Genomic DNA, 18,876 nt, shown 5'->3' with positions numbered 1-18,876 from the left:
CCGCTGGACAGGTCGAGCCAATCCGCTTCGGCAATGCCGTACTCAATCGCGGCCTTACGCAGCCGACCACCATGTTCAAGCATAGATTTGCGCCCCCACGCACAGGACCAGCAGCCACAACCATACGCCGCGCTGCACCAGTTGCCAGCCGCGATCAATGGAATCGGCGTCGGCCGGCGGGCCTTCGCCCAATGGCGGGCGCTGGTGCACCTCGCCGTGATAAATCGCCGCGCCGCCGAGCTCCACACCCAAGGCGCCGGCCCCTGCCGCCATCACCGGGCCGGCGTTGGGGCTGTCCCAAGTCGGGCCCTGGGTGCGCCAGCATTTGAGCGCCAGGCGGGTTTTACCCAATAACGCGTAGGTTAAGGCCACCAAACGCGCAGGAATATAGTTGAGCACATCGTCGATCCTGGCGGCTGCCCAGCCGAAGCGCTCAAAGCGCTCATTGCGATAGCCCCACATGGCGTCCAGGGTGTTGCTCAAGCGATAGAGCACCACGCCCGGCACACCGGCTACCACAAACCAGAACAACGCGGCGAATACCGCATCGCTGCCGTTCTCCAGCACCGATTCGGTGGCAGCACGGGCGACTTCAGTGCGGTCCAGTTCGCTGGTCTGGCGGCTGACCAGGTAACTCACACGGGTGCGCGCTTCGTCCAGATCATTACGGCGCAGGGCCTGGGCCACTGGGGTTACGTGCTCACCCAGGCTGCGCATGCCCAGGGCGCAGTACAACGCCATAATCTCCAGCAGCCAGCCGATATAGGGCGCCCACGACAACGCCGTGGCCAGCAGGGTCAGCGGCACCACGGCGATAAACCACGCGGTCACGCCATGGCTGCGCCAGCCACGCCCACCGCTATTGAAGCGTTGCTCGATGCGCCCGGCGAAATTGCCGAACGCCACCAGCGGATGCCAGCGCCTGGGCTCACCCAGCAGCGCATCCAGCGCCACCGCAGCCACACACAGCAAGGCCACACTCATTGACTCACTCCCCACGTGTTTTCATACAGCATGTCACTTAGCGGTCGCGGCTCGGCCCAGCCTTCCAGCTGCAACATCGGTGCCGGGTAAAACTCGGCCACCGGCCCCAGGCACAACACAGCCAGGGGTTTTGCGCCGGGCGGCAAGCCCAGCAGCTCGGCCAGGGCCTGGGGATCGAACAGCGAAACCCAGCCCATGCCCAATCCTTCCACGCGCGCCGCCAACCACAGGTTCTGGATCGCGCAGGAGAGCGAGGCCATGTCCATTTCCGGCAAGGTGCGGCGCCCGAAGATATGGCGCTCGCGGTCGTCCATCAGCGCTGCGACCAGTACCTCGGCACAGTCGTTGATGCCTTCGACCTTGAGTTTCATGAACGCATCGGAGCGCTCGCCCAATGCTTCGGCTGTGCGTACGCGCTCTTCTTCCACCAACTGTTGAATCTGGCTGCGCAGCGGGCGATCGCTGATGCGGATAAAACGCCACGGCTGCATCAGGCCGACGCTGGGCGCCTGGTGCGCGGCGTGGAGCAGGCGTTGCAGCAGTTCAGGCGCGACATTGCCGCCGCTGAAGTGGCGCATGTCGCGGCGTTCGGCGATGGCGCGGTAGACGGCCTGGCGGTCGGCCTCGGGGAAGGCGTTGTCAGTCATGGCCTCATCGGGGGCAAGCCCCCTCCCACATTTGGAATGCATTCCCCTGTGGGAGCTGGCTTGCCTGCGATAGCGGTCTCAAGGTCTGGGGCGAACAACGCGGCCACCGCGCCAGGATTCGACGGAAAATAAAAGTGCACATAGGAGGCGGTCAAACGCCCCTGTCGGTAAACCGCTTCAGCCCCGCGCCCGCCGTTAGGGCTCAGACCACGGGCAATCGGCGCCCATTCGGTACTGGTCAGGGAATGGTGATAGGTATGCCCACGCAACGTGCCCTCCGGCATCTCAACGCTTTGCAGCGCCAGGGCCGCGAGTTTCTTCTGCATCACCGCATCGCCTTGTAACAAGCCAACCAGTTCGGCGCGTGTACCCTCCACATCGGTCAACGAGTCGAGCAGATAGAGCATGCCACCGCATTCGGCGAGCAGCGGTTTGCCAGCGGCGTGATGAGCACGAATGGCGTCCAGCATCGCGGTATTGGCCGACAATGCCTGGTGGTGCAGTTCTGGATACCCGCCGGGCAGATAGAGGCTGTCAGCTTCGGGCAGTTGCCGATCATGGATCGGTGAGAAGAACTTCAGCTCGGCGCCCATCGCCCGCAGCAAATCCAAACTGGCGCCGTAAGTAAAGGCAAAGGCTTCGTCACGGGCCACGGCAATACGCACACCGGCCAGCAAGGGTTCGGCTTCGATCACCTCGGGCGCGGCAAAGGTCACCGGCGGCGGCAGGGCCACTTCGCAGCTGCTGCCCAACGCCTGGGCGGCAGCGTCCAGGCGCACGTCAAGATCATTCAGTTCGCTGGCTTGCACCAGGCCCAGATGACGGCTGGGCAGTTCGATGCCGGTCTCGCGGGACAATGCACCGTACCAACGCAAGCCCTCGGTAAGGCTGCCTTCGAGCAATTGCGCATGGCGCAGGGTGCCGACGCGATTGGCCAGCACGCCGGCGAACGGCAGGTCGGGTTGATAGCGCGCCAACCCCAAAGCCAGGGCGCCGAACGTCTGGGCCATGGCGGTGCCATCGATCACACCCAGCACCGGTACACCGAAGTGTCGCGCCAGGTCAGCGCTGGAAGGCGTGCCGTCGAACAGGCCCATCACGCCTTCGATGAGAATCAGGTCGGCCTCCCCCGCCGCATCCCAGAGCAGACGGCGGCTTTCCTGCTCGCCCACCATCCACATGTCCAACTGGTACACCGGCGCGCCACTGGCTCGCTCGTGGATCATCGGGTCGAGAAAGTCCGGCCCGCATTTGAACACGCGCACCTTGCGTCCCAGGTTGCGGTGCAAGCGGGCGAGCGCGGCGGTGACCGTGGTTTTGCCCTGGCCGGACGCCGGAGCGGCGATCAATACGGCCGGGCAATGACGGGGCTGATTCAAAGTTCGACGCCTTTCTGTGCCTTGATACCGGCCTGGAACGCGTGCTTGAGCATGCCCATTTCGGTGACGGTGTCGCCCATTTCGATCAGTTCAGGCTTGGCGCCACGGCCGGTAACCACTACATGCTGCATGGGCGGGCGCGCTTGCAGGTCGCTGAGTACCTGGTCCAGGTCAAGGTAGCCGTGCTTGAGGGCGATGTTCAGTTCGTCCAGCACCACCAAGCCGATGGAGGGGTCATTCAACATGGCCCGGGACACCGCCCAAGCCGCTTCGGCGGCGGCGATATCGCGCTGGCGGTCCTGGGTTTCCCAGGTGAAGCCTTCGCCCATCACATGAAAGTGCACCTGCTCGGGGAAGCGGCGGAAGAACAATTCTTCGCCGGTGCTGTTACGCCCCTTGATGAACTGCACCACACCGCATTGCATGCCATGGCCCATGGCTCGGGCCAGCATGCCGAACGCCGAACTGCTCTTGCCTTTGCCATTGCCGGTCAGCACCAGCAGCAGGCCGCACTCGTTGGGGGAATTGGCGATGCGCTCGTCAATCACGGCTTTTTTGCGCAGCATGCGCGCCAGGTGGCGTTCGTCGCGTTCGGGGGAATCAGTCATGGCAGCTCTCCGTTGGGGCTGGACAAAAACGGCGGGCAGGAAAAAGAAAAAACAGACAGCCAAGCATCGCCCACCGTGATGCTGTTGGATGATCCAGGCCGGTCTCCGGGCTCATGAGTGGCGCTTTTGATAGCAAGCAGCCGAGGGTGCGCCTTCCCATATCGCACGCGATACAGTGGCAAACAGCACCGTCTTGACTCATTTACCGTTGCGGGGGCAGCGCCGGAATCGCGGCAGCACTGTGTACAAGTGCGCTCACTCACCGGCTTCCCTGTTTCACTCCGTCGACGCGTACGCCACAGAGCACCTGGAACAAGCCGCGAAGGTTAGTGGGTTGGGGGTGGAGCGTCAATTAAAGCTGGCCTTGGACTTGAACCATCCGCCGTTCGTGCTTCTCTACCCCTACAGGTATCAAGGAGAAAACCATGCCTAAAACCCGACTCGCCCTACTGATCATGTTCGCCGGTAGCCTCGCTGCGTGCGGCGAAAGCTCGACCCTGCAGGTCGCCGACGGCACCGGGCCCTCGCCCCGGCTGCCGGAGCCGAACAAGACGCTGATCCCCACCGTCAATATCGCCCCGGCCATCGGCTGGCCCGAAGGCGCCAAGCCCATCGCGGCCGCAGGCACCCAAGTGGCTGCGTTCGCCGAAGGCCTGGACCACCCGCGCTGGCTCTACGTGCTGCCCAACGGCGACGTGCTGGTGGCCGAGACCAATGCACCGCCCAAACCGGACGACGCCAAAGGCGTACGTGGCTGGGTGATGGAAAAAGTCATGGACCGCGCTGGCGCCGGGGTGCCGAGCCCGAACCGTATTACCTTGCTGCGCGATGCCGACCATGACGGTGTTGCAGAAACTCGCACGGTGTTCCTGGAGAACCTCAATTCGCCGTTTGGCATGACCTTGGTGGGCAACGACCTGTATGTGGCCGATTCGGATAAGTTGCTGCGCTTCCCCTATCAGCCGGGTGAAACCGCAATCACCTCCCCAGGCACAAAGGTGGTGGATTTACCCGGTGGCCCCTTGAACCACCACTGGACCAAAAATGTGGTGGCCAGCCAGGACGGCAGCAAGCTGTACGTGAGCGTCGGCTCCAACAGCAACGTCGGCGAAAACGGCCTGGAAGCCGAACAGGGCCGCGCCGCCATTTGGGAAGTCGACCGCGCCAGCGGCCAGCACCGCATTTTTGCCTCCGGCCTGCGCAACCCCAACGGCATGGCGTGGGAACCACAGAGCGGCAAGCTGTGGACGGCGGTCAACGAGCGCGATGAGATCGGCAGTGATCTGGTGCCGGACTACATCACCTCGGTCAAGGATGGTGGCTTCTACGGCTGGCCTTTCAGTTATTACGGCCAGCATGTGGATGTGCGTGTGACCCCGCAGAACCTGGACATGGTCGCCAAGGCCATCGCTCCGGACTATGCGGTAGGCCCTCATACCGCGTCGCTTGGGCTGACTTTCGCCGAGGGCAGCAAACTGCCCGCCCCCTTCAGTAATGGCGCATTTATCGGCCAGCATGGTTCCTGGAACCGCAAGCCGCACAGTGGCTACAAGGTGATTTTCGTTCCCTTCGAAGGGGGCCAGCCGAAAGGGCAACCGGTGGATGTGCTGACGGGGTTTCTTGATAGCAATGAGAAAGCCATGGGCCGGCCGGTCGGCGTGGTGATAGATCAGCAGGGGGATTTGCTGGTGGCCGATGATGTGGGCAATAAGGTTTGGCGGGTGTCGGCTGCTAAGTAGATCGCCACACACCCATGTGGGAGCGGGCTTGCCCGCGATTACGGTGGCCCAGCCAACTAACCCGTCGACTGACACACTGCATTCGCGGGCAAGCCCGCTCCCACATTTTGGAGTTTTATTGATTCAGGGGTTACGCGCCAGATTCTCTGGCAACACGCGTTTGGCACTCAGGTAGGCATTCTGCCAATACGCTTTGGATAGCGTATCCAGCTTCACCGTACCGCCGGTTTGCGGCGCGTGTACGAAGCGCCCCTCCCCCACATAAATGCCCGCATGGCTGACCCGCGAACCACCACCGGTGGCGAAGAACAGCAGGTCGCCGGTCTGCAGGTTTTGTTCGCTGACGTCCTGGGCACGCATCACGATCAGTTCACGGGTGGTGCGCGGCAATGAGATGCCAGCAGCGTCGCGGAATACAAAGCCGATCAGGCCGCTGCAATCAAAACCCGAGTCCGGTGTGTTGCCGCCCCAGCGATAAGGCGTGCCGACCAGGCCCAGCGCACGAAAGAGCACGTCTTCGGCAGCTGGCGAGAAATTCTGGGTGGCATAGTTGAACACCGGCTTAGGCTTGACCGCGACGGGCGCGGGCGGCGGTGTGCGACTGGCGCAGGCGCTGAGCAGCGCGGCGCAAACAATAAGCATCAGGCGGGCCGAGGTCGACATGTGCAGAACAATCCTGGTCTGGATGCGGCTTTCGCTGCCGAACGTTGAAAACCAGAACGCGCAAGCAAAGCTCGCGCGAACGGATAACAACAATGTCCAGGGATTCTAGCGCTTACACGTCAAACTTCAAGTATCACTTTAACTTTACTTACTAGCGGTAACCGTCGTCGGGGCCATGGCGAGTGCGCGCTTGGCTTCGATGAAGGTTTTGCTCCAGTAGCTGTCACCGAGGTTATCGACCCGAACACCACCACTGCGGCGGCTGCTGGAATGAATAAACTGGTTATCGCCCAGGTAGATACCGGCGTGGCTGACACGACCGCGGCCACTGGTACTAAAGAAAAGCAGATCACCGGGCTTGAGGTTGTTTCGTGCGACCAACGGTGCATTCACGTTGATCATCTCGCGCGTGGAGCGCGGCAGGTTCATACCGGCTTCTTCACGAAACAGGTAGCCAATGAAACCGCTGCAATCAAAACCGGCTTCCGAGGTGCCGCCGAAACGGTAACGGGTACCGATCAAGGACATGCCGCGCTCAAGGATGCTGTCGGCCAGAAGTGGCAGCTGGTAAGGCTTGCTGTCGGAGAACTCGGCGAGTTCTTTTTCGGTTGCCACCTCTTCTTCATAAACAGAAGCAGACTGTGCAGCAACGAACTTTGCCTGATTTTGAACCTGTGGTTTTTGCTGTTCTGCCACCTGCTGAGGGTGGGAGGCGCAACCAAACAACAGGGTAACGAGTGCGAGAGGCACGAGGGGTGCGAAGCGATTTAGCATGGGCACGACCGTGGCTGATGTGTAAAGAAGCCGAGACTATGCCCTCTATCACATCGATTTGCAAATTCAATCGTGATCTATGTGACTTCCCGTTTCGACCGTGACATCTAAGCCGTGATTCCATTTATTGCTTCAGCTGCGTAGCCCTTAAGGCTCAAACGCAGGGTTTCTGACGCCTTGAAAATGCCGACATATGGAAAATCAAGACCTTACCAACCCAAGGTTTCTTTGAGGAAAGGGATCGTCAATTTTCTTTGCGCCTGTAAAGAAGCCTGGTCGAGCTGTTCAAGCAAATCAAACAGCGCACTCATGCTTCGGGTACCACGGGTGAGAATAAAGTGCCCGACTTCGTCGGTCAGGTGCAGGCCACGACGGGATGCACGCAGTTGCAGCGCACGCAGCTTGTCCTCGTCGGACAACGGGCGCATCTGGAAGATCAGCGCCAGGGTCAGCCGCGACTTGAGGTCGGCCAGCTTCACCGGCAGCTCGCGGGGCGAGGTAGAGGCCGCAATCAGCAGGCGTCGGCCGCTGTCGCGCAGGCGGTTGAACAGATGAAACAGCGCCTCTTCCCACTCTGCTTTGCCGGCCACTGCCTGCAAGTCGTCGAGACACACCAGTTCGTATTGCTCAAGGTTATCGAAGATGCCGATGCCGCGGTCCATCAACTCTGCCAGGGGCAGGTACACCGCCGGTTCGCCCATCTGTTCGAAACGCAGGCAAGCGGCCTGCAGCAGGTGGGTGCGCCCCACGCCATGCTTGCCCCACAGATAAATCAGGCTTTCAGTCCACCCGGCGTCGGCTTCGCAGAGCCGCTCGACATAGCCGAGTGCAGCGGCATTGGCGCCTGGGTAGTAGTTGATAAAGGTAGCGTCATCACGCAGACGCACACCTAGGGGCAGCTGAATCGGTTTCATGCTGACTGAACGGCTCCCATCGAACCGTTAGTGGCCTCTGTGTAAAGTTTGCAAAGTTTATACCCGTGACGCCGGGCGCACAATGCAGCAGACCACAAGCAAAATCAAAGGTTTGCGTTAACTCGCAGGTTTACGCGAATTGTTTGACGCACCCGGCGCCAATAACAACAAACCCGGCCAGGGCCGGGTTTGTGACATTGCGATTACAACTCGGGCTCATCCACCCCTGTGTAAACGTCCGAATCCTTGTACAGGTCGTGCACATGGCGCACCAGCACCATGATCACCGCCGCCACCGGCAACGCCAGCAGGATGCCGGTAAAGCCGAACAGCTCACCACCCGCCAGGATCGCGAAGATCACCGCCACCGGGTGCAGGCCAATTCGATCGCCCACCAGCAGTGGCGTCAGCACCATACCTTCCAAGGCCTGGCCGACCATGAACACCGCGACAATCCCCAGCATCGGGTACAGGTCGCCGCCAAACTGGAACAGCCCCGCCACCAACGCCGCGCCGATGCCGATCACAAAGCCCATGTAGGGCACGATGGCCGCCAGGCCCGCGATCAAGCCGATCAAGAGTCCCAGCTCAAGGCCGATCGCCATCAGGCCCGCAGCGTAAATCACGCCCAGGGCCAGCATCACCAGCAACTGCCCGCGCACGAACGCACCCAGCACCTCATGACACTCCGCCGCCAGGGAAACCACGCGCTCTTCGCGGTCACGGGGCAGCAGGCTGCGGATCTTGGCCATCATGATGTCCCAGTCTCGCAGCAGGTAGAACGCCACCACCGGGATCAGCACCAGGTTGGTCAACCAGCCGATCAGCGCCAGGCTCGACGCGGTTGCCTGGCTGAGCACCACCGTGACGATATCGGTGGTCTTGTCCATATGCTCGCTGATGGCCGCCTTGACCTTGTCGAACTTCCAGAAGCCATCTGCCAGCCCGAACTTGGACTGGGCCCACGGCATTGCCGTGTGCTGCAACCAGTCGAGCATCTGCGGCGCCAGTTCATAAAGGCGGAACAGCTGCTTGGCCAACATCGGCACCAATATCAACACCAGCGCCGTGATGATCAACGTGAACAGCGCAAACACCGTGATCACGCCCCAGGTGCGCGACATGCCGACTTTTTCCAGGCGATCCACCACCGGATCGAACAGATAGGCGAGCAGCAGCGCCACCAGGAACGGCGTCAGGATCGAATGCAGCAAGAACACAAAAACGCACAGCAGGACAATCCCGCCAAGCCACACCCAACGACGCGTATCCGCCATAAACCACTCCATCTGTTATTTACGCCCTTCTTCTATATAGAAGGAGGAACACCGTTTACCAACGAAAACGCAGTTGCGCCTGAGGCTCAGGTGCAGCAGCCGGTTGCGCGCCATCGATCACAGCTGGCTGGGCCGGGGCTTCGCCAGCAGGAATTTCCTGCAGCTTGGCCAGGCTCAGTTGGGTGCGCAGTTGTTCGGCGCTGCCATTGACGCGATACACAATCCGGTTGCCATCCACTAACTGCGGCTGGCCGCCAAAGGGCTCGAGCAAACGACCCAGGGCGGCGTAGCGCTCCAGGTTCATGCCTTGCACTTCAAGCAGTTGCTCAGTGCTCACGCCCGGCTTGACGGCAAAGCGTGGCGCCAGCTTTTGACTGACCGCCAGCAAGACAGCGTCGGCGAGCGCGGCAGTGTCAGCGCCTTGGGCGGTGCCCTCCTCAGCCTTGTCGCCCAGCCACAGGCGCCATTTGGCCTGCCACTGGCTGCCTTCCTGGCGCGCATGCACCGCCAGCAACGCATCGGCACCGTAGCGCTCGGACGCTGCACGCAACGGCGTGGCGTCCGGACTCTCAAGATTCGGCGCGGTGGCAACTACCTGTTCATCCAGGTCTCCCAGCGGCAAGCGCAGCGGCAGACCCCGGTGTTGCGCGGCCCGGCGCAGGGCCTGGGCCACGGCCTGGCCATCGCCGACCAGGCTGCTGCCTTCGGTTGAATCGTTCAGCCACCAACCCAGGATCGACGGCCGGTTGCTGCCCCAGATCGACAGGCCTGCATCACGCAAGGCACGGTCGGTGCTGACCGGGTCGAAGTCCACTTGCAGGCTTTCCGGCGGGCCGGCGTCGTAGCCGTACTGGCTGATGATTTGTTGCGGGTCTTTGCGGATAGCCGCCAGGCCCGGGCCATCGGCGGCCTTGGCGTCGCCGGTCAGGCGGATCACCAGGGTCTGCACGGCGCGCTGGGTGGCTTGGTCGCGCTCTTGGGGCGACTGGCTGCTGACCGGTTCGAGCACTTGATAGAGGCCATTGAGGGTTTCGGCATGACTCGCCAGGCTGACCAACGACAAACAGCCCACAAAGAAGAATTTACACAGACGCATGGAAGATTCCCGAACGACAAATTTAGCGGTTGGAACAGACCGCGTGATCTCGGTTTGGCAAGGCTGTGACACAGCGACCGGTAAAACATTCACAGGGTCCCGGTAAGTTTTCATACTGTCATAACGCTAGCGAGCTCAAGGCTATACCTTAATACGCACGATTACCGGCCCGATTTGCATTTTTTTGAGCTCATATGCCCTGCCCGTCGGCCCGAGGATGGCCGCTGCCCCTCAAGCCTGATAAAATCGCGCGCCTTCGCAGACCGTCAACGGCAGGGCCCTTTCCAAAAGCCCCTGCCCGCCCGGTCGTTACCCAGAAATCCCCCCTAAAGGCCTGGATCATGAGCAAGCAACCCTCCCTGAGCTACAAGGACGCCGGTGTAGACATCGACGCCGGTGAAGCATTGGTCGAACGCATCAAGAGCGTCGCCAAGCGCACTGCGCGCCCTGAAGTCATGGGTGGCCTGGGCGGTTTTGGCGCCCTCTGCGAAATCCCGGCCGGCTACAAGCAGCCTGTACTGGTGTCCGGCACCGACGGCGTGGGCACCAAGCTGCGCCTGGCCCTGAACCTGAACAAGCACGACAGCATCGGCATCGACCTGGTCGCCATGTGCGTCAACGACCTGGTGGTGTGCGGCGCCGAGCCGTTGTTCTTCCTCGACTACTACGCCACCGGCAAGCTCAATGTCGAGACCGCTACCCAGGTTGTGACCGGCATCGGCGCGGGCTGCGAACTGTCGGGTTGCTCCCTGGTGGGCGGTGAAACCGCTGAAATGCCAGGCATGTACGAAGGCGAAGACTACGACCTGGCCGGCTTCTGCGTGGGTGTGGTGGAAAAGGCCGAGATCATCGACGGCTCCAAAGTCGCTGCTGGTGACGCCCTGCTCGCCTTGCCATCGTCCGGCCCGCACTCCAACGGCTACTCGCTGATCCGCAAGATCATCGAAGTGTCCGGCGCCGACATCGAGAACATCCAGCTCGACGGCAAGCCACTGACCGACCTGCTGATGGCGCCGACCCGCATCTACGTCAAGCCATTGCTCAAGCTGATCAAGGACACCGGCGCCGTCAAGGCCATGGCCCACATTACCGGTGGCGGCCTGCTGGACAACATCCCGCGCGTCCTGCCAAAAGGCGCCCAGGCGATTGTCGACGTGGCCAGCTGGCAGCGCCCGGCAGTCTTCGATTGGCTGCAGGAAAAAGGCAACGTCAACGAAACCGAAATGCACCGCGTGCTCAACTGCGGCGTGGGCATGGTGATCTGCGTTGCGCAGGAACACGTTGAAACCGCACTGAACGTGCTGCGTGAAGCCGGCGAGCAACCTTGGGTCATTGGCCAGATCGCCACTGCGGCCGAAGGCGCAGCCCAGGTTGAACTGAAGAACCTCAAGGCTCACTGATGCCCCAGACCTGTGATGTCGTGGTGCTGCTTTCCGGCACCGGCAGTAACTTGCAGGCCCTGATCGACAGCACGCGCACCGGCGACAGCCCGGTGCGCATCGCTGCGGTGATTTCCAACCGCAGCGACGCCTACGGTCTGCAACGCGCCCGTGACGCGGGTATCGATACTCGCTCCCTGGATCACAAGGCGTTCGACGGTCGCGAGGCCTTCGACAGCGCCTTGATCGAACTGATCGACGCCTTCAACCCCAAACTCGTGGTCCTTGCCGGTTTCATGCGCATCCTCAGCGCAGATTTCGTCCGGCACTACGAAGGGCGCCTGCTCAATATCCACCCTTCCCTGCTGCCCAAGTACAAAGGCATGCACACCCACCAGCGCGCCCTCGACGCCGGCGACAGTGAGCATGGCTGCAGCGTGCACTTTGTGACCGAGGAACTCGATGGCGGGCCTCTGGTCGTACAGGCAGTGGTTCCGGTAGAGTCAGGCGACTCGGCGCAGACACTTGCGCAACGGGTTCATACCCAGGAACACAGGATTTACCCGCTGGCTGTTCGCTGGTTTGCCGAAGGACGGTTGATTCTTGGCGACCAGGGTGCATTATTGGACGGCCAGTTACTCGCGGCCAGCGGCCACTTGATTCGAACCTAGGAGATTTTATGCGTCGCGCCCTGCTTTTCGCTTTTGCGCTGTTCGCTTTGCCTGCCGTACAAGCGGCAGACCTTCACCCCTTCTCCGTCAGCTACACCGCCGACTGGAAACAACTGCCCATGAGCGGTTCGGCTGAACGCAGCCTGGCCAAGAATGGCGACGGTACCTGGACCTTGAATTTCAAGGCCTCGATGATGATCGCCAGCTTGACCGAAACCAGCGTGATCCTGTTCGACAAGGACACCCTGCAACCCAAGAGCTACAGCTTCGAACGCGGCGGCCTGGGCAAGGCGAAGAAGATCAACCTGGATTTCGACCAGAGCGCCAAAAAAGTCACCGGCTTTGAAAACAAAGACCCGGTCAATGTCACGCTCGAAAGCGGCATGCTCGACAAGTCCACCTACCAGCTTGCTCTGCAACGCGATGTTGCCGCGGGCAAAAAAAGCATGAGCTACCGCGTGGTTGAGGGTACCGACACCGATACCTACGACTTCCGCGTGATCGGCTCGGAAAAGGTCCAGACCAAGGTCGGTTCGATCGACGCGATCAAGGTCGAGCGCGTGCGTGATCCGTCCCAGAGCAAGCGCATCACCCAGATGTGGTTTGCCAAGGACCAGGGCGGTATCCTGGTTGCCCTGCGTCAGGTTGAGACCGATGGCAAGGAATACAACATCATGCTGCAGGATGGCACTGTTGACGGTAAGGCCGTCAAGGGTAGCTGATTGGGCTGATGTGCTGGAAAGAGCCTCGCTGAATGCGGGGCTTTTTTTTGCCTGGAATTTTAGGCGCGGCCACTACCGCTATCGCAGACAAGCCAGCTCCCACAGGGGAATGCATTTCAAGGTGGGAGCTGGCTTGCCTGCGATAGCGGTACCGAGGTCAACCTAGCCGCCCTGAACATGAAACTTTTGTCATAAACCCCCGGAGGTGGCGACGCAATGCCTCGGTTTACGCGGCCTGTAGCATTGTTGCGCTTTCTGCAATGAATTATTGCGCGCAAAATCAGTTTACTTAGCAAGCTAACAAATCATATAACAGAAGCCTGCGACGACTTGCCGCAGATCAACCAGAGATTGGAGCAAGCAGATGACTGTAAAAGTAACTGAACGCGACGATGAACATATGTCCCATGAAGCCGTAGGCCACGGGATTCACATCTGGGATGTCCATCAGCAAGACGTATTGGTCGGCATGTTTCACAACGAGAGCGACGCCCACAATTATAAAAACGAGCTCGAAACTCTCGAACTGCAACGCCAGGCAAAAAGCTCCTGAAGCTCTGAAATCATGTGGACGCCCGGCCCACGCAGCCGGGCCGTCTACAAGGAACCGCGCCTTTGGAGCGCGGTTTTTTTGTCAATAATCGCCATAAATTAATGTAACAAAAACACACACAAATAATGATTCTCGATATCATTCGTTCGCTTTTCATTCAGGCTCACGAATCAGGGAATCAATTAGATGCATGGAAATAGCAGCAAGCCAGAAAACGCGTTACTGGAACGCTGGAGCGAAGCACTTGCCACTGCGCAATTTCAGGCCAGCCACGTCAGCCTCCAAGCCCTGATCAATACGCTGGCACCCGCCGCCGAACGTAGCTTCCAACGCCTGATCCAAGCTTTGTTTCGTGAAAGCCTGCTGGCCCCCAGCACCCTCCTTTATGACGAACAGGGGCATTGCTCGCTGACACTACCTTGCCAAGCCCGACTACGTTTCGAACATTTGCGTCCTGGCCGCATGGCAAGCTGGGACCTGCGCGGCGAAGTCATCCTGTTGCGCGAAGGCCAGCCCGAACAGAAAATCCAATTCCCCTCACAATTGTTGACGTTACTTAACGCCAGCCTTGAGTCGCCTGCTGACCGGGAAGTGCTCAACCGCCTCAACGTCGAGATCGACGACAGCTTCATCAACGACACCTTGTGCCTGGCCTTCCATGAGCAATGGACGCTCAAGCTGCATGCGTCCATGGACCCGGTGTATCAAGACAATCTCCTCAGTCATCTCAAGAACAGCCCGAGCGTTATCAACCCGACTTCCGTGCTTGAACAGTGGGGAACATTGGGTCACCCATGGCACCCCAACTACAAGACCAAGCTGGGCCTGAATACCGAGCAAGTCATCGACTACTCGCCGGAATTCGAAGCACGCTTTCCGGTATTGCTGTGCGCGCTGCATCGCCAATTTGCCCATGTCGAAAAGTTGGCCGGTACCGCCGATTACTGGCAGTGGTGGAGCGAGCACTTCCCGCAAGCGGCACAGCAATTGACCGCAGTCCTGCAAGCACAGGGCCTTCAGGCAAGCGATTATCTGCCATTGCCCTCCCACCCTTGGCAGGCACGCCAGGAACTGCCCCAACTGTTCGCCAACGAAATCGGCGACAAACTGCTGGTGCTGACCGATATCGTCGCGTTTACCGCCCACCCCACCATGTCATTCAGAACCGTATTGCCTGAAGGGCGTTGCGATGCGCCTATGGTCAAACTGCCCGTGTCGCTGCGACTGACCAGCGTGCAGCGCACCGTCTCACCGCGCTCAGCGCGCATGGGCCCACGGATCAGCCATTTGCTGCTGGCCATTCTGGAGCGCGAGCCTGCGATTCAGAAAATCCTCAGCATCGTTCCCGAGCGTATCGGTGTGCATTTCAAGCCACAGCCGGCCAATGACGAGCACTCCCGCCACCTGGCGGTGCTCTATCGCGACAATCCCCATAGCCAGCTCCAGCCCGGGGAAATGGCCGTGCCGGTGGGCAGCCTGTTTGCCATTGATCAACACGGCCAGCCGCTGCTGCGCCAATGGGTGCGCCTGAGCCAAGGCAAGGATGACGCGGCGGCCATGCTCGCCTTCTTCCATGAGTACGCGGCGATCAGTGTGCCGGCGCTGCTGGGCATGTATTTGCGCTACGGCGTTGCATTCGAGGCCCATCAGCAGAACTCCTTTATGGTCATGGCCGCAGACGGGCAATTGAGCCGCCTGCTGTTACGCGATTTCGGCGATATCCGTATCGACCGCAAAACCTTGCACGCCCACGGCCTGGACATTGAACTGCACGACCCGAAGATGACGCTGTACGACGACGCCGGTTTCGTACGGGACAAACTCCTGCACACCGTATTCATGTGCCATCTGGGCGAGCTCATCCTGCTTGCCGCGCGCCACTTCGACATCCCCCAGGCGCTGCTCTGGAATGAACTGTCGGCACAGGTCAGCCAGTGTTTTGACGACCTGCGTTCGCAGGTTGATCCGCAGCGCTGGGCCACCGAGCGCGAAGCACTGCTGGAGCACGCGTGGCCGGCCAAGTCGTTCATGCGCATGCGCCTGCTGGAGAGTCATGCCGATATCGTCGGGCGGTTGCCTAACCCGTTGAGCGCGGCCGCCAATGCCGACTAACAACACAGCGCTGCGGCTGCTGGTGGTGATTCAGTTGGTGTCGATGGGGGCGATGGAGATGAGCGGACCGTTTTGGCCGCTGCAAATCCAGAAGCTGTTGGGCGTCGCCAATGCCCAGTACACCGGCCTGCTGTCTTCGCTGGTGTATGCCGGGCCAATGATGGCGGCGATGATCCTGACGCCTATGTGGGGAAGACTGGGCGACCGCACCGGCCATAAGCTCATGATCATCCGCGCGCTGCTGGCGTTAGCGGTGTGCCAGGCGCTGGCTGCAATTACACCTGATCCATGGTGGCTGGTGGCTATCCGTGTAGTACAAGGCGCATTGGCTGGTTTCATCGCCGCAGCCCAAGCCTACGCACTGGCCTGCTGCGGCGACGGCGGACGCGGGCACATTCTTGCCCGGCTGCAATCAGCCACTGCCGTAGGCTCCCTGGCCGGACCGGTGCTGGGCGGCTGGTTGATGGACATATCCGGTTTCGCATTGCTGTGCTACAGCGCCACCGCCGTCTGCCTGCTGTGCGCGATAATCAGCGCGTTTTTACCCAGCGACTCACCACGATCGAGACCTGCCCGCACGTCCAAGCCTGTCGCACTCCCCAAAGGCTGGATTGGCGCGATGCTGGGGATCATCGTATTGATCCAGGCAGCCAGGATGATGCCGCAACCGTTTTACGCCCTGTATGTCGCCCAGGTCTTGCACGCACCTGCGTGGCTGATCGGCGCCAGCTATGGCGCCAGCGCCTTGACCCTGGCACTGTCCGCGCCGTTGTGGGGGCGCCTGTTCGATCGGCATCAGCCAGCCCATACGCTGCGCATCATCGAGTGGGTCACGTGGGCCTGCGCCTTCACGCTGGCCTGCACGGCGCTGGCCAGTGAATGGGTGGGTTTTATCGCCAGCCGGCTGCTGTGGGGCGTGTGGCAGGGTGCTTTGTTGCCCGTGGCCTACACACTGATCGCCAATACCGTCGCGTCCAGCCAGCAGGGTTTCGCCCTGGGCATGGGCAACAGCGCCGCCAAAGCAGGTGCGCTGTGCGGCGCATTGATAGGCGGTATCGGCATGGGATGGGTGGGTCTGGCGCACAGCTTCTGGCTGGTCGCACTGACCTATGCATTGGCCGCCGTGAGTATCCGCGCGATCCGTTCCTATACGCGAGCGCCTGAGACACCCGATTTTTCTGTCAATACTTCTAATAACTCTGAGACAAACCCATGAATAAATCGCAATTGGCCGTTCTGCTGCCGCTTCTCGGCTCGATGAGTGCGCCCGCCTGGGCCGATCAGACAGAACAGACACCGGCAGCGCCGACCAGCCTGCAATTACAGGCAACAGTCGTATCGGCCACGCGCAGCGAAACCAGCATTGCGCAGATTCCAGGCTCGGTGCAGGTGATCAATGAAGCGCAAATCCGCCAGCAGACGGGTGCAGGACGTCGGGTCGCCGATATCCTCGGCCAATTGGTGCCTGGCATTGCGCCTTCCAGCGGCGGTATGAGCAACTTCGGCCAGACGCTTCGCGGGCGTAATACCCTGATCCTGATCGACGGGGTTTCGCAAAACGCCACCCGCGATAACTTCCGCCAGCTCAACAGCGTGGCACCAGAAAGCATCGAGCGTATCGAAGTGATCTCCGGCGCCAGCAGTGTCTACGGTGCAGGCGCCTCGGGCGGCATCATCAACATCATCACCAAACGCAACCAAGGTGAAGACCTGGCGTTCAGCAGCAAGATCGGCATGACCGCCGGCAACAACTTCAGCCACAAGGGGTTCGCTTATCAAGCGTTCCAAAGCGCCACCGGGCGCAAGGGCCCGGTGGACTGGTACCTCTCGGGCAACACCGTGCAGCGCAACGATCAGTTCGACGGTAATGGCAAGCGCATTCCCCAGGACACGTCCCAGGGCAGCAACATGGACACCGATACCTACGACCTGCAAGGTCGCTTCGGCTATGAGCTTGATGACGACAAGAAGATCAGCCTGTCGCTGCAAGACTATAAAGACGAACAAGACACTCGCTACACCAAGAACCCCCGCATCACCAGCAACGCAGTCGCCGTAAAAGGCCTGGACCTGGGCGACCAACCCTACACCCACAACCAGGCGGTCAACCTCAACTACGCCGACAAGGATTTTTACGGTCAGGGTTTGCAGGTCGAAAGTTACTGGCGGCGGGCGGATGCACTGTTCTTCCCGGACCTGTCCCGAGGTCGGGCAGGCGTGTCAGACAACAACAGCGTGCAGGATGTCTACGGCCTGCGGGCGGCGATCGACACACAAATGCCGGACATCGGCCCGGCAACGGGCAACCTGGTATGGGGCGCGGACTACGACCATGAAACCTCACGCCAGCGTGGCGACCAATACCGGGTCAATGGCCTGACCTACACCAAAACCGGTACCACGTTCGAACTGGGTCCGGATATCGAGACCACCACCAAAGCCATCTTTGGCCAACTGTCCTACGACATCGACAACTGGACCTTGCGCGGTGGCGTACGTCGCGAATGGATTGAGAGCAAGGTCTCCGACAGCATCGCGTATGGCGAAATCGTCCAGACCGGCAACCGTGCGACACTGCCCGGTGGCACGCTCAAATACGATGACACGCTGTATAACCTCGGTGCGGTGTACCACCTGACCGACAACCAGGATGTGTTCGTCAACTTCAGCCAGGGCTTTTCCCTGCCGGATATCCAGCGCTTCCTGCGTGACGTGAACAGCAAATACGATATCCAGGATCTCAATGCCCAGGCCTTGAAAGTCGACAGCTACGAGCTGGGCTGGCGTGGCGACTGGGACAAGTGGCAGGCCAGTGTCACCGCGTATGAAAACACCTCGGATGTCACCCAGTTTTATGATGCCAATGATCGTGTACTGCGCCTGATCAATCAGAAAGAACGCGTGCGTGGCGTCGAGACCGGCCTGACCTATAACATCAGCGACCAATGGTCTGTCGGCGGTACCTACGCGTACGCCAAAGGCGAGACCCAGCAGAACGGCAAGTGGATCGACTTGCCTGCCACCCGCATCTCCCCCGCCAAGACCACAGCCTTTGTCGGCTATGAACGTGACGACTACAGCCTGCGCTTGCAGGGCATGCGCCTGGCCAATTACGACGCGGCGGCCAAGGACAACAACGGTCGCGATATCCAGGGCTACACCCTGGTCGACCTGCTGGGCTCTGTAAGGCTGCCGGTAGGTCGCCTGGAAGGTGCGGTGTACAACCTCACCAACCGCAACTACCAGAACATGTTCGCCCAGGCCAATGCCCGCGCACCGTACCCGAATGCCGAGGGTCGTACCTTCAGCCTGAGTTACGCAGTGGATTGGTAACAGGCTGGTGCTGCACGTTTAAATA

18 protein-coding genes and 1 riboswitch are annotated in these 18,876 nt (G+C 60.6%); of the genes, 8 read left to right on the top strand and 10 right to left on the bottom strand.

Annotated elements, in window-relative coordinates:
* The 5 genes from GIW04_RS31445 to cobO form a co-directional block, all read right to left on the bottom strand.
* The coding region (locus tag GIW04_RS31445; RefSeq protein ID WP_442962796.1) for a hypothetical protein at positions 1–83 on the bottom strand (83 nt) is incomplete at its 3' end.
* On the bottom strand, positions 76–984 hold the full coding sequence (gene cbiB, locus GIW04_RS09825; protein WP_094774032.1) for an adenosylcobinamide-phosphate synthase CbiB: 909 nt from the start codon (positions 982–984) through the stop codon (positions 76–78). The genes GIW04_RS31445 and cbiB, both read right to left, overlap by 8 nt.
* Positions 981–1,631 (bottom strand): 5,6-dimethylbenzimidazole synthase, encoded by a 651-nt coding sequence (gene bluB / locus GIW04_RS09820; RefSeq protein ID WP_034136132.1) that lies wholly within the window; start codon positions 1,629–1,631, stop codon positions 981–983. The genes cbiB and bluB overlap by 4 nt, the downstream gene beginning before the upstream one ends.
* The gene (locus tag GIW04_RS09815; RefSeq protein ID WP_120248425.1) at positions 1,628–3,010 is read right to left on the bottom strand and encodes a cobyrinate a,c-diamide synthase; all 1,383 of its coding nucleotides are present in this window, start codon (positions 3,008–3,010) and stop codon (positions 1,628–1,630) included. Before GIW04_RS09815 ends, bluB begins: the two co-directional genes overlap by 4 nt.
* Complete coding sequence (cobO, locus tag GIW04_RS09810) at positions 3,007–3,618, bottom strand: cob(I)yrinic acid a,c-diamide adenosyltransferase (protein ID WP_003193046.1); 612 nt, start codon at positions 3,616–3,618, stop codon at positions 3,007–3,009. The genes GIW04_RS09815 and cobO overlap by 4 nt, the downstream gene beginning before the upstream one ends.
* A 79-nt stretch (positions 3,619–3,697) precedes the next feature.
* Positions 3,698–3,944, bottom strand: a riboswitch (cobalamin riboswitch).
* Positions 3,945–4,043: 99 nt separating this feature from the next.
* On the opposite strand from cobO, the gene GIW04_RS09805 reads away from it, so the two are divergent.
* Positions 4,044–5,357 (top strand): PQQ-dependent sugar dehydrogenase, encoded by a 1,314-nt coding sequence (locus GIW04_RS09805; RefSeq protein ID WP_120248426.1) that lies wholly within the window; start codon positions 4,044–4,046, stop codon positions 5,355–5,357.
* A gap of 123 nt (positions 5,358–5,480) precedes the next feature.
* Here GIW04_RS09805 and GIW04_RS09800 read toward each other — a convergent pair whose 3' ends face one another.
* The 5 genes from GIW04_RS09800 to GIW04_RS09780 form a co-directional block, all read right to left on the bottom strand.
* Complete coding sequence (locus tag GIW04_RS09800) at positions 5,481–6,020, bottom strand: C40 family peptidase (RefSeq protein ID WP_120248427.1); 540 nt, start codon at positions 6,018–6,020, stop codon at positions 5,481–5,483.
* Positions 6,021–6,164: 144 nt separating this feature from the next.
* Positions 6,165–6,794: a C40 family peptidase gene (locus GIW04_RS09795; RefSeq protein WP_003193051.1), complete on the bottom strand. Its 630-nt coding sequence runs from the start codon at positions 6,792–6,794 to the stop codon at positions 6,165–6,167.
* Between the two features lie 209 nt (positions 6,795–7,003).
* The gene (gene hda, locus GIW04_RS09790; protein WP_003193052.1) at positions 7,004–7,708 is read right to left on the bottom strand and encodes a DnaA regulatory inactivator Hda; all 705 of its coding nucleotides are present in this window, start codon (positions 7,706–7,708) and stop codon (positions 7,004–7,006) included.
* Positions 7,709–7,911: 203 nt separating this feature from the next.
* Positions 7,912–8,985, bottom strand: coding sequence for an AI-2E family transporter (locus GIW04_RS09785; protein ID WP_003193054.1), 1,074 nt, complete (start codon positions 8,983–8,985; stop codon positions 7,912–7,914).
* A 55-nt stretch (positions 8,986–9,040) separates the two neighbouring features.
* Positions 9,041–10,081, bottom strand: a complete 1,041-nt coding sequence (locus tag GIW04_RS09780; protein ID WP_003193058.1) for a DUF2066 domain-containing protein — start codon at positions 10,079–10,081, stop codon at positions 9,041–9,043.
* 341 nt (positions 10,082–10,422) lie between these two features.
* Here GIW04_RS09780 and purM point away from each other — a divergent pair, with 341 nt between their 5' ends.
* The 7 genes from purM (at position 10,423) to GIW04_RS09745 (ending at position 18,851) form a co-directional block, all read left to right on the top strand.
* Positions 10,423–11,481 (top strand): phosphoribosylformylglycinamidine cyclo-ligase, encoded by a 1,059-nt coding sequence (gene purM, locus GIW04_RS09775; RefSeq protein ID WP_014719398.1) that lies wholly within the window; start codon positions 10,423–10,425, stop codon positions 11,479–11,481.
* Complete coding sequence (gene purN, locus GIW04_RS09770) at positions 11,481–12,131, top strand: phosphoribosylglycinamide formyltransferase (RefSeq protein ID WP_003193061.1); 651 nt, start codon at positions 11,481–11,483, stop codon at positions 12,129–12,131. Before purM ends, purN begins: the two co-directional genes overlap by 1 nt.
* Positions 12,132–12,139: 8 nt before the next feature.
* Positions 12,140–12,853 carry a DUF3108 domain-containing protein gene (locus GIW04_RS09765; protein ID WP_003193062.1) on the top strand — a complete coding sequence of 238 codons (714 nt, stop codon included), beginning with the start codon at positions 12,140–12,142 and terminating at the stop codon, positions 12,851–12,853.
* Positions 12,854–13,217: 364 nt separating this feature from the next.
* Positions 13,218–13,406 carry a hypothetical protein gene (locus tag GIW04_RS09760; RefSeq protein ID WP_003193064.1) on the top strand — a complete coding sequence of 63 codons (189 nt, stop codon included), beginning with the start codon at positions 13,218–13,220 and terminating at the stop codon, positions 13,404–13,406.
* 186 nt (positions 13,407–13,592) lie between these two features.
* A complete protein-coding gene (locus GIW04_RS09755; protein WP_120248428.1) occupies positions 13,593–15,518 on the top strand; it encodes an IucA/IucC family protein in 1,926 nt (641 codons plus the stop codon).
* The gene (locus GIW04_RS09750) at positions 15,508–16,734 is read left to right on the top strand and encodes an MFS transporter (RefSeq protein ID WP_094774037.1); all 1,227 of its coding nucleotides are present in this window, start codon (positions 15,508–15,510) and stop codon (positions 16,732–16,734) included. Before GIW04_RS09755 ends, GIW04_RS09750 begins: the two co-directional genes overlap by 11 nt.
* Positions 16,731–18,851 (top strand): TonB-dependent receptor, encoded by a 2,121-nt coding sequence (locus GIW04_RS09745; RefSeq protein WP_003193072.1) that lies wholly within the window; start codon positions 16,731–16,733, stop codon positions 18,849–18,851. Before GIW04_RS09750 ends, GIW04_RS09745 begins: the two co-directional genes overlap by 4 nt.
* Positions 18,852–18,876 lie beyond the last annotated feature (25 nt).

It is taken from the genome of Pseudomonas sp. PA-4-8C (assembly GCF_021606625.1).
In the GTDB taxonomy this organism is placed as follows: domain Bacteria; phylum Pseudomonadota; class Gammaproteobacteria; order Pseudomonadales; family Pseudomonadaceae; genus Aquipseudomonas; species Aquipseudomonas lactis.
This window is presented reverse-complemented; position numbering and strand designations above follow the sequence as displayed.

Coding starts and splice junctions, on each gene's coding strand:
- hda (WP_003193052.1), bottom strand. CDS start 7,708: ATGAAACCGATTCAGCTGCCCCTAGGTGTGCGTCTGCGTGATGACGCT.
- cbiB (WP_094774032.1), bottom strand. CDS start 984: ATGAGTGTGGCCTTGCTGTGTGTGGCTGCGGTGGCGCTGGATGCGCTG.
- purM (WP_014719398.1), top strand. CDS start 10,423: ATGAGCAAGCAACCCTCCCTGAGCTACAAGGACGCCGGTGTAGACATC.
- GIW04_RS09800 (WP_120248427.1), bottom strand. CDS start 6,020: ATGTCGACCTCGGCCCGCCTGATGCTTATTGTTTGCGCCGCGCTGCTC.
- GIW04_RS09795 (WP_003193051.1), bottom strand. CDS start 6,794: ATGCTAAATCGCTTCGCACCCCTCGTGCCTCTCGCACTCGTTACCCTG.
- GIW04_RS09785 (WP_003193054.1), bottom strand. CDS start 8,985: ATGGCGGATACGCGTCGTTGGGTGTGGCTTGGCGGGATTGTCCTGCTG.
- purN (WP_003193061.1), top strand. CDS start 11,481: ATGCCCCAGACCTGTGATGTCGTGGTGCTGCTTTCCGGCACCGGCAGT.
- cobO (WP_003193046.1), bottom strand. CDS start 3,618: ATGACTGATTCCCCCGAACGCGACGAACGCCACCTGGCGCGCATGCTG.
- GIW04_RS09750 (WP_094774037.1), top strand. CDS start 15,508: ATGCCGACTAACAACACAGCGCTGCGGCTGCTGGTGGTGATTCAGTTG.
- GIW04_RS09805 (WP_120248426.1), top strand. CDS start 4,044: ATGCCTAAAACCCGACTCGCCCTACTGATCATGTTCGCCGGTAGCCTC.
- GIW04_RS09765 (WP_003193062.1), top strand. CDS start 12,140: ATGCGTCGCGCCCTGCTTTTCGCTTTTGCGCTGTTCGCTTTGCCTGCC.
- bluB (WP_034136132.1), bottom strand. CDS start 1,631: ATGACTGACAACGCCTTCCCCGAGGCCGACCGCCAGGCCGTCTACCGC.
- GIW04_RS09780 (WP_003193058.1), bottom strand. CDS start 10,081: ATGCGTCTGTGTAAATTCTTCTTTGTGGGCTGTTTGTCGTTGGTCAGC.
- GIW04_RS09755 (WP_120248428.1), top strand. CDS start 13,593: ATGCATGGAAATAGCAGCAAGCCAGAAAACGCGTTACTGGAACGCTGG.
- GIW04_RS09745 (WP_003193072.1), top strand. CDS start 16,731: ATGAATAAATCGCAATTGGCCGTTCTGCTGCCGCTTCTCGGCTCGATG.
- GIW04_RS09760 (WP_003193064.1), top strand. CDS start 13,218: ATGACTGTAAAAGTAACTGAACGCGACGATGAACATATGTCCCATGAA.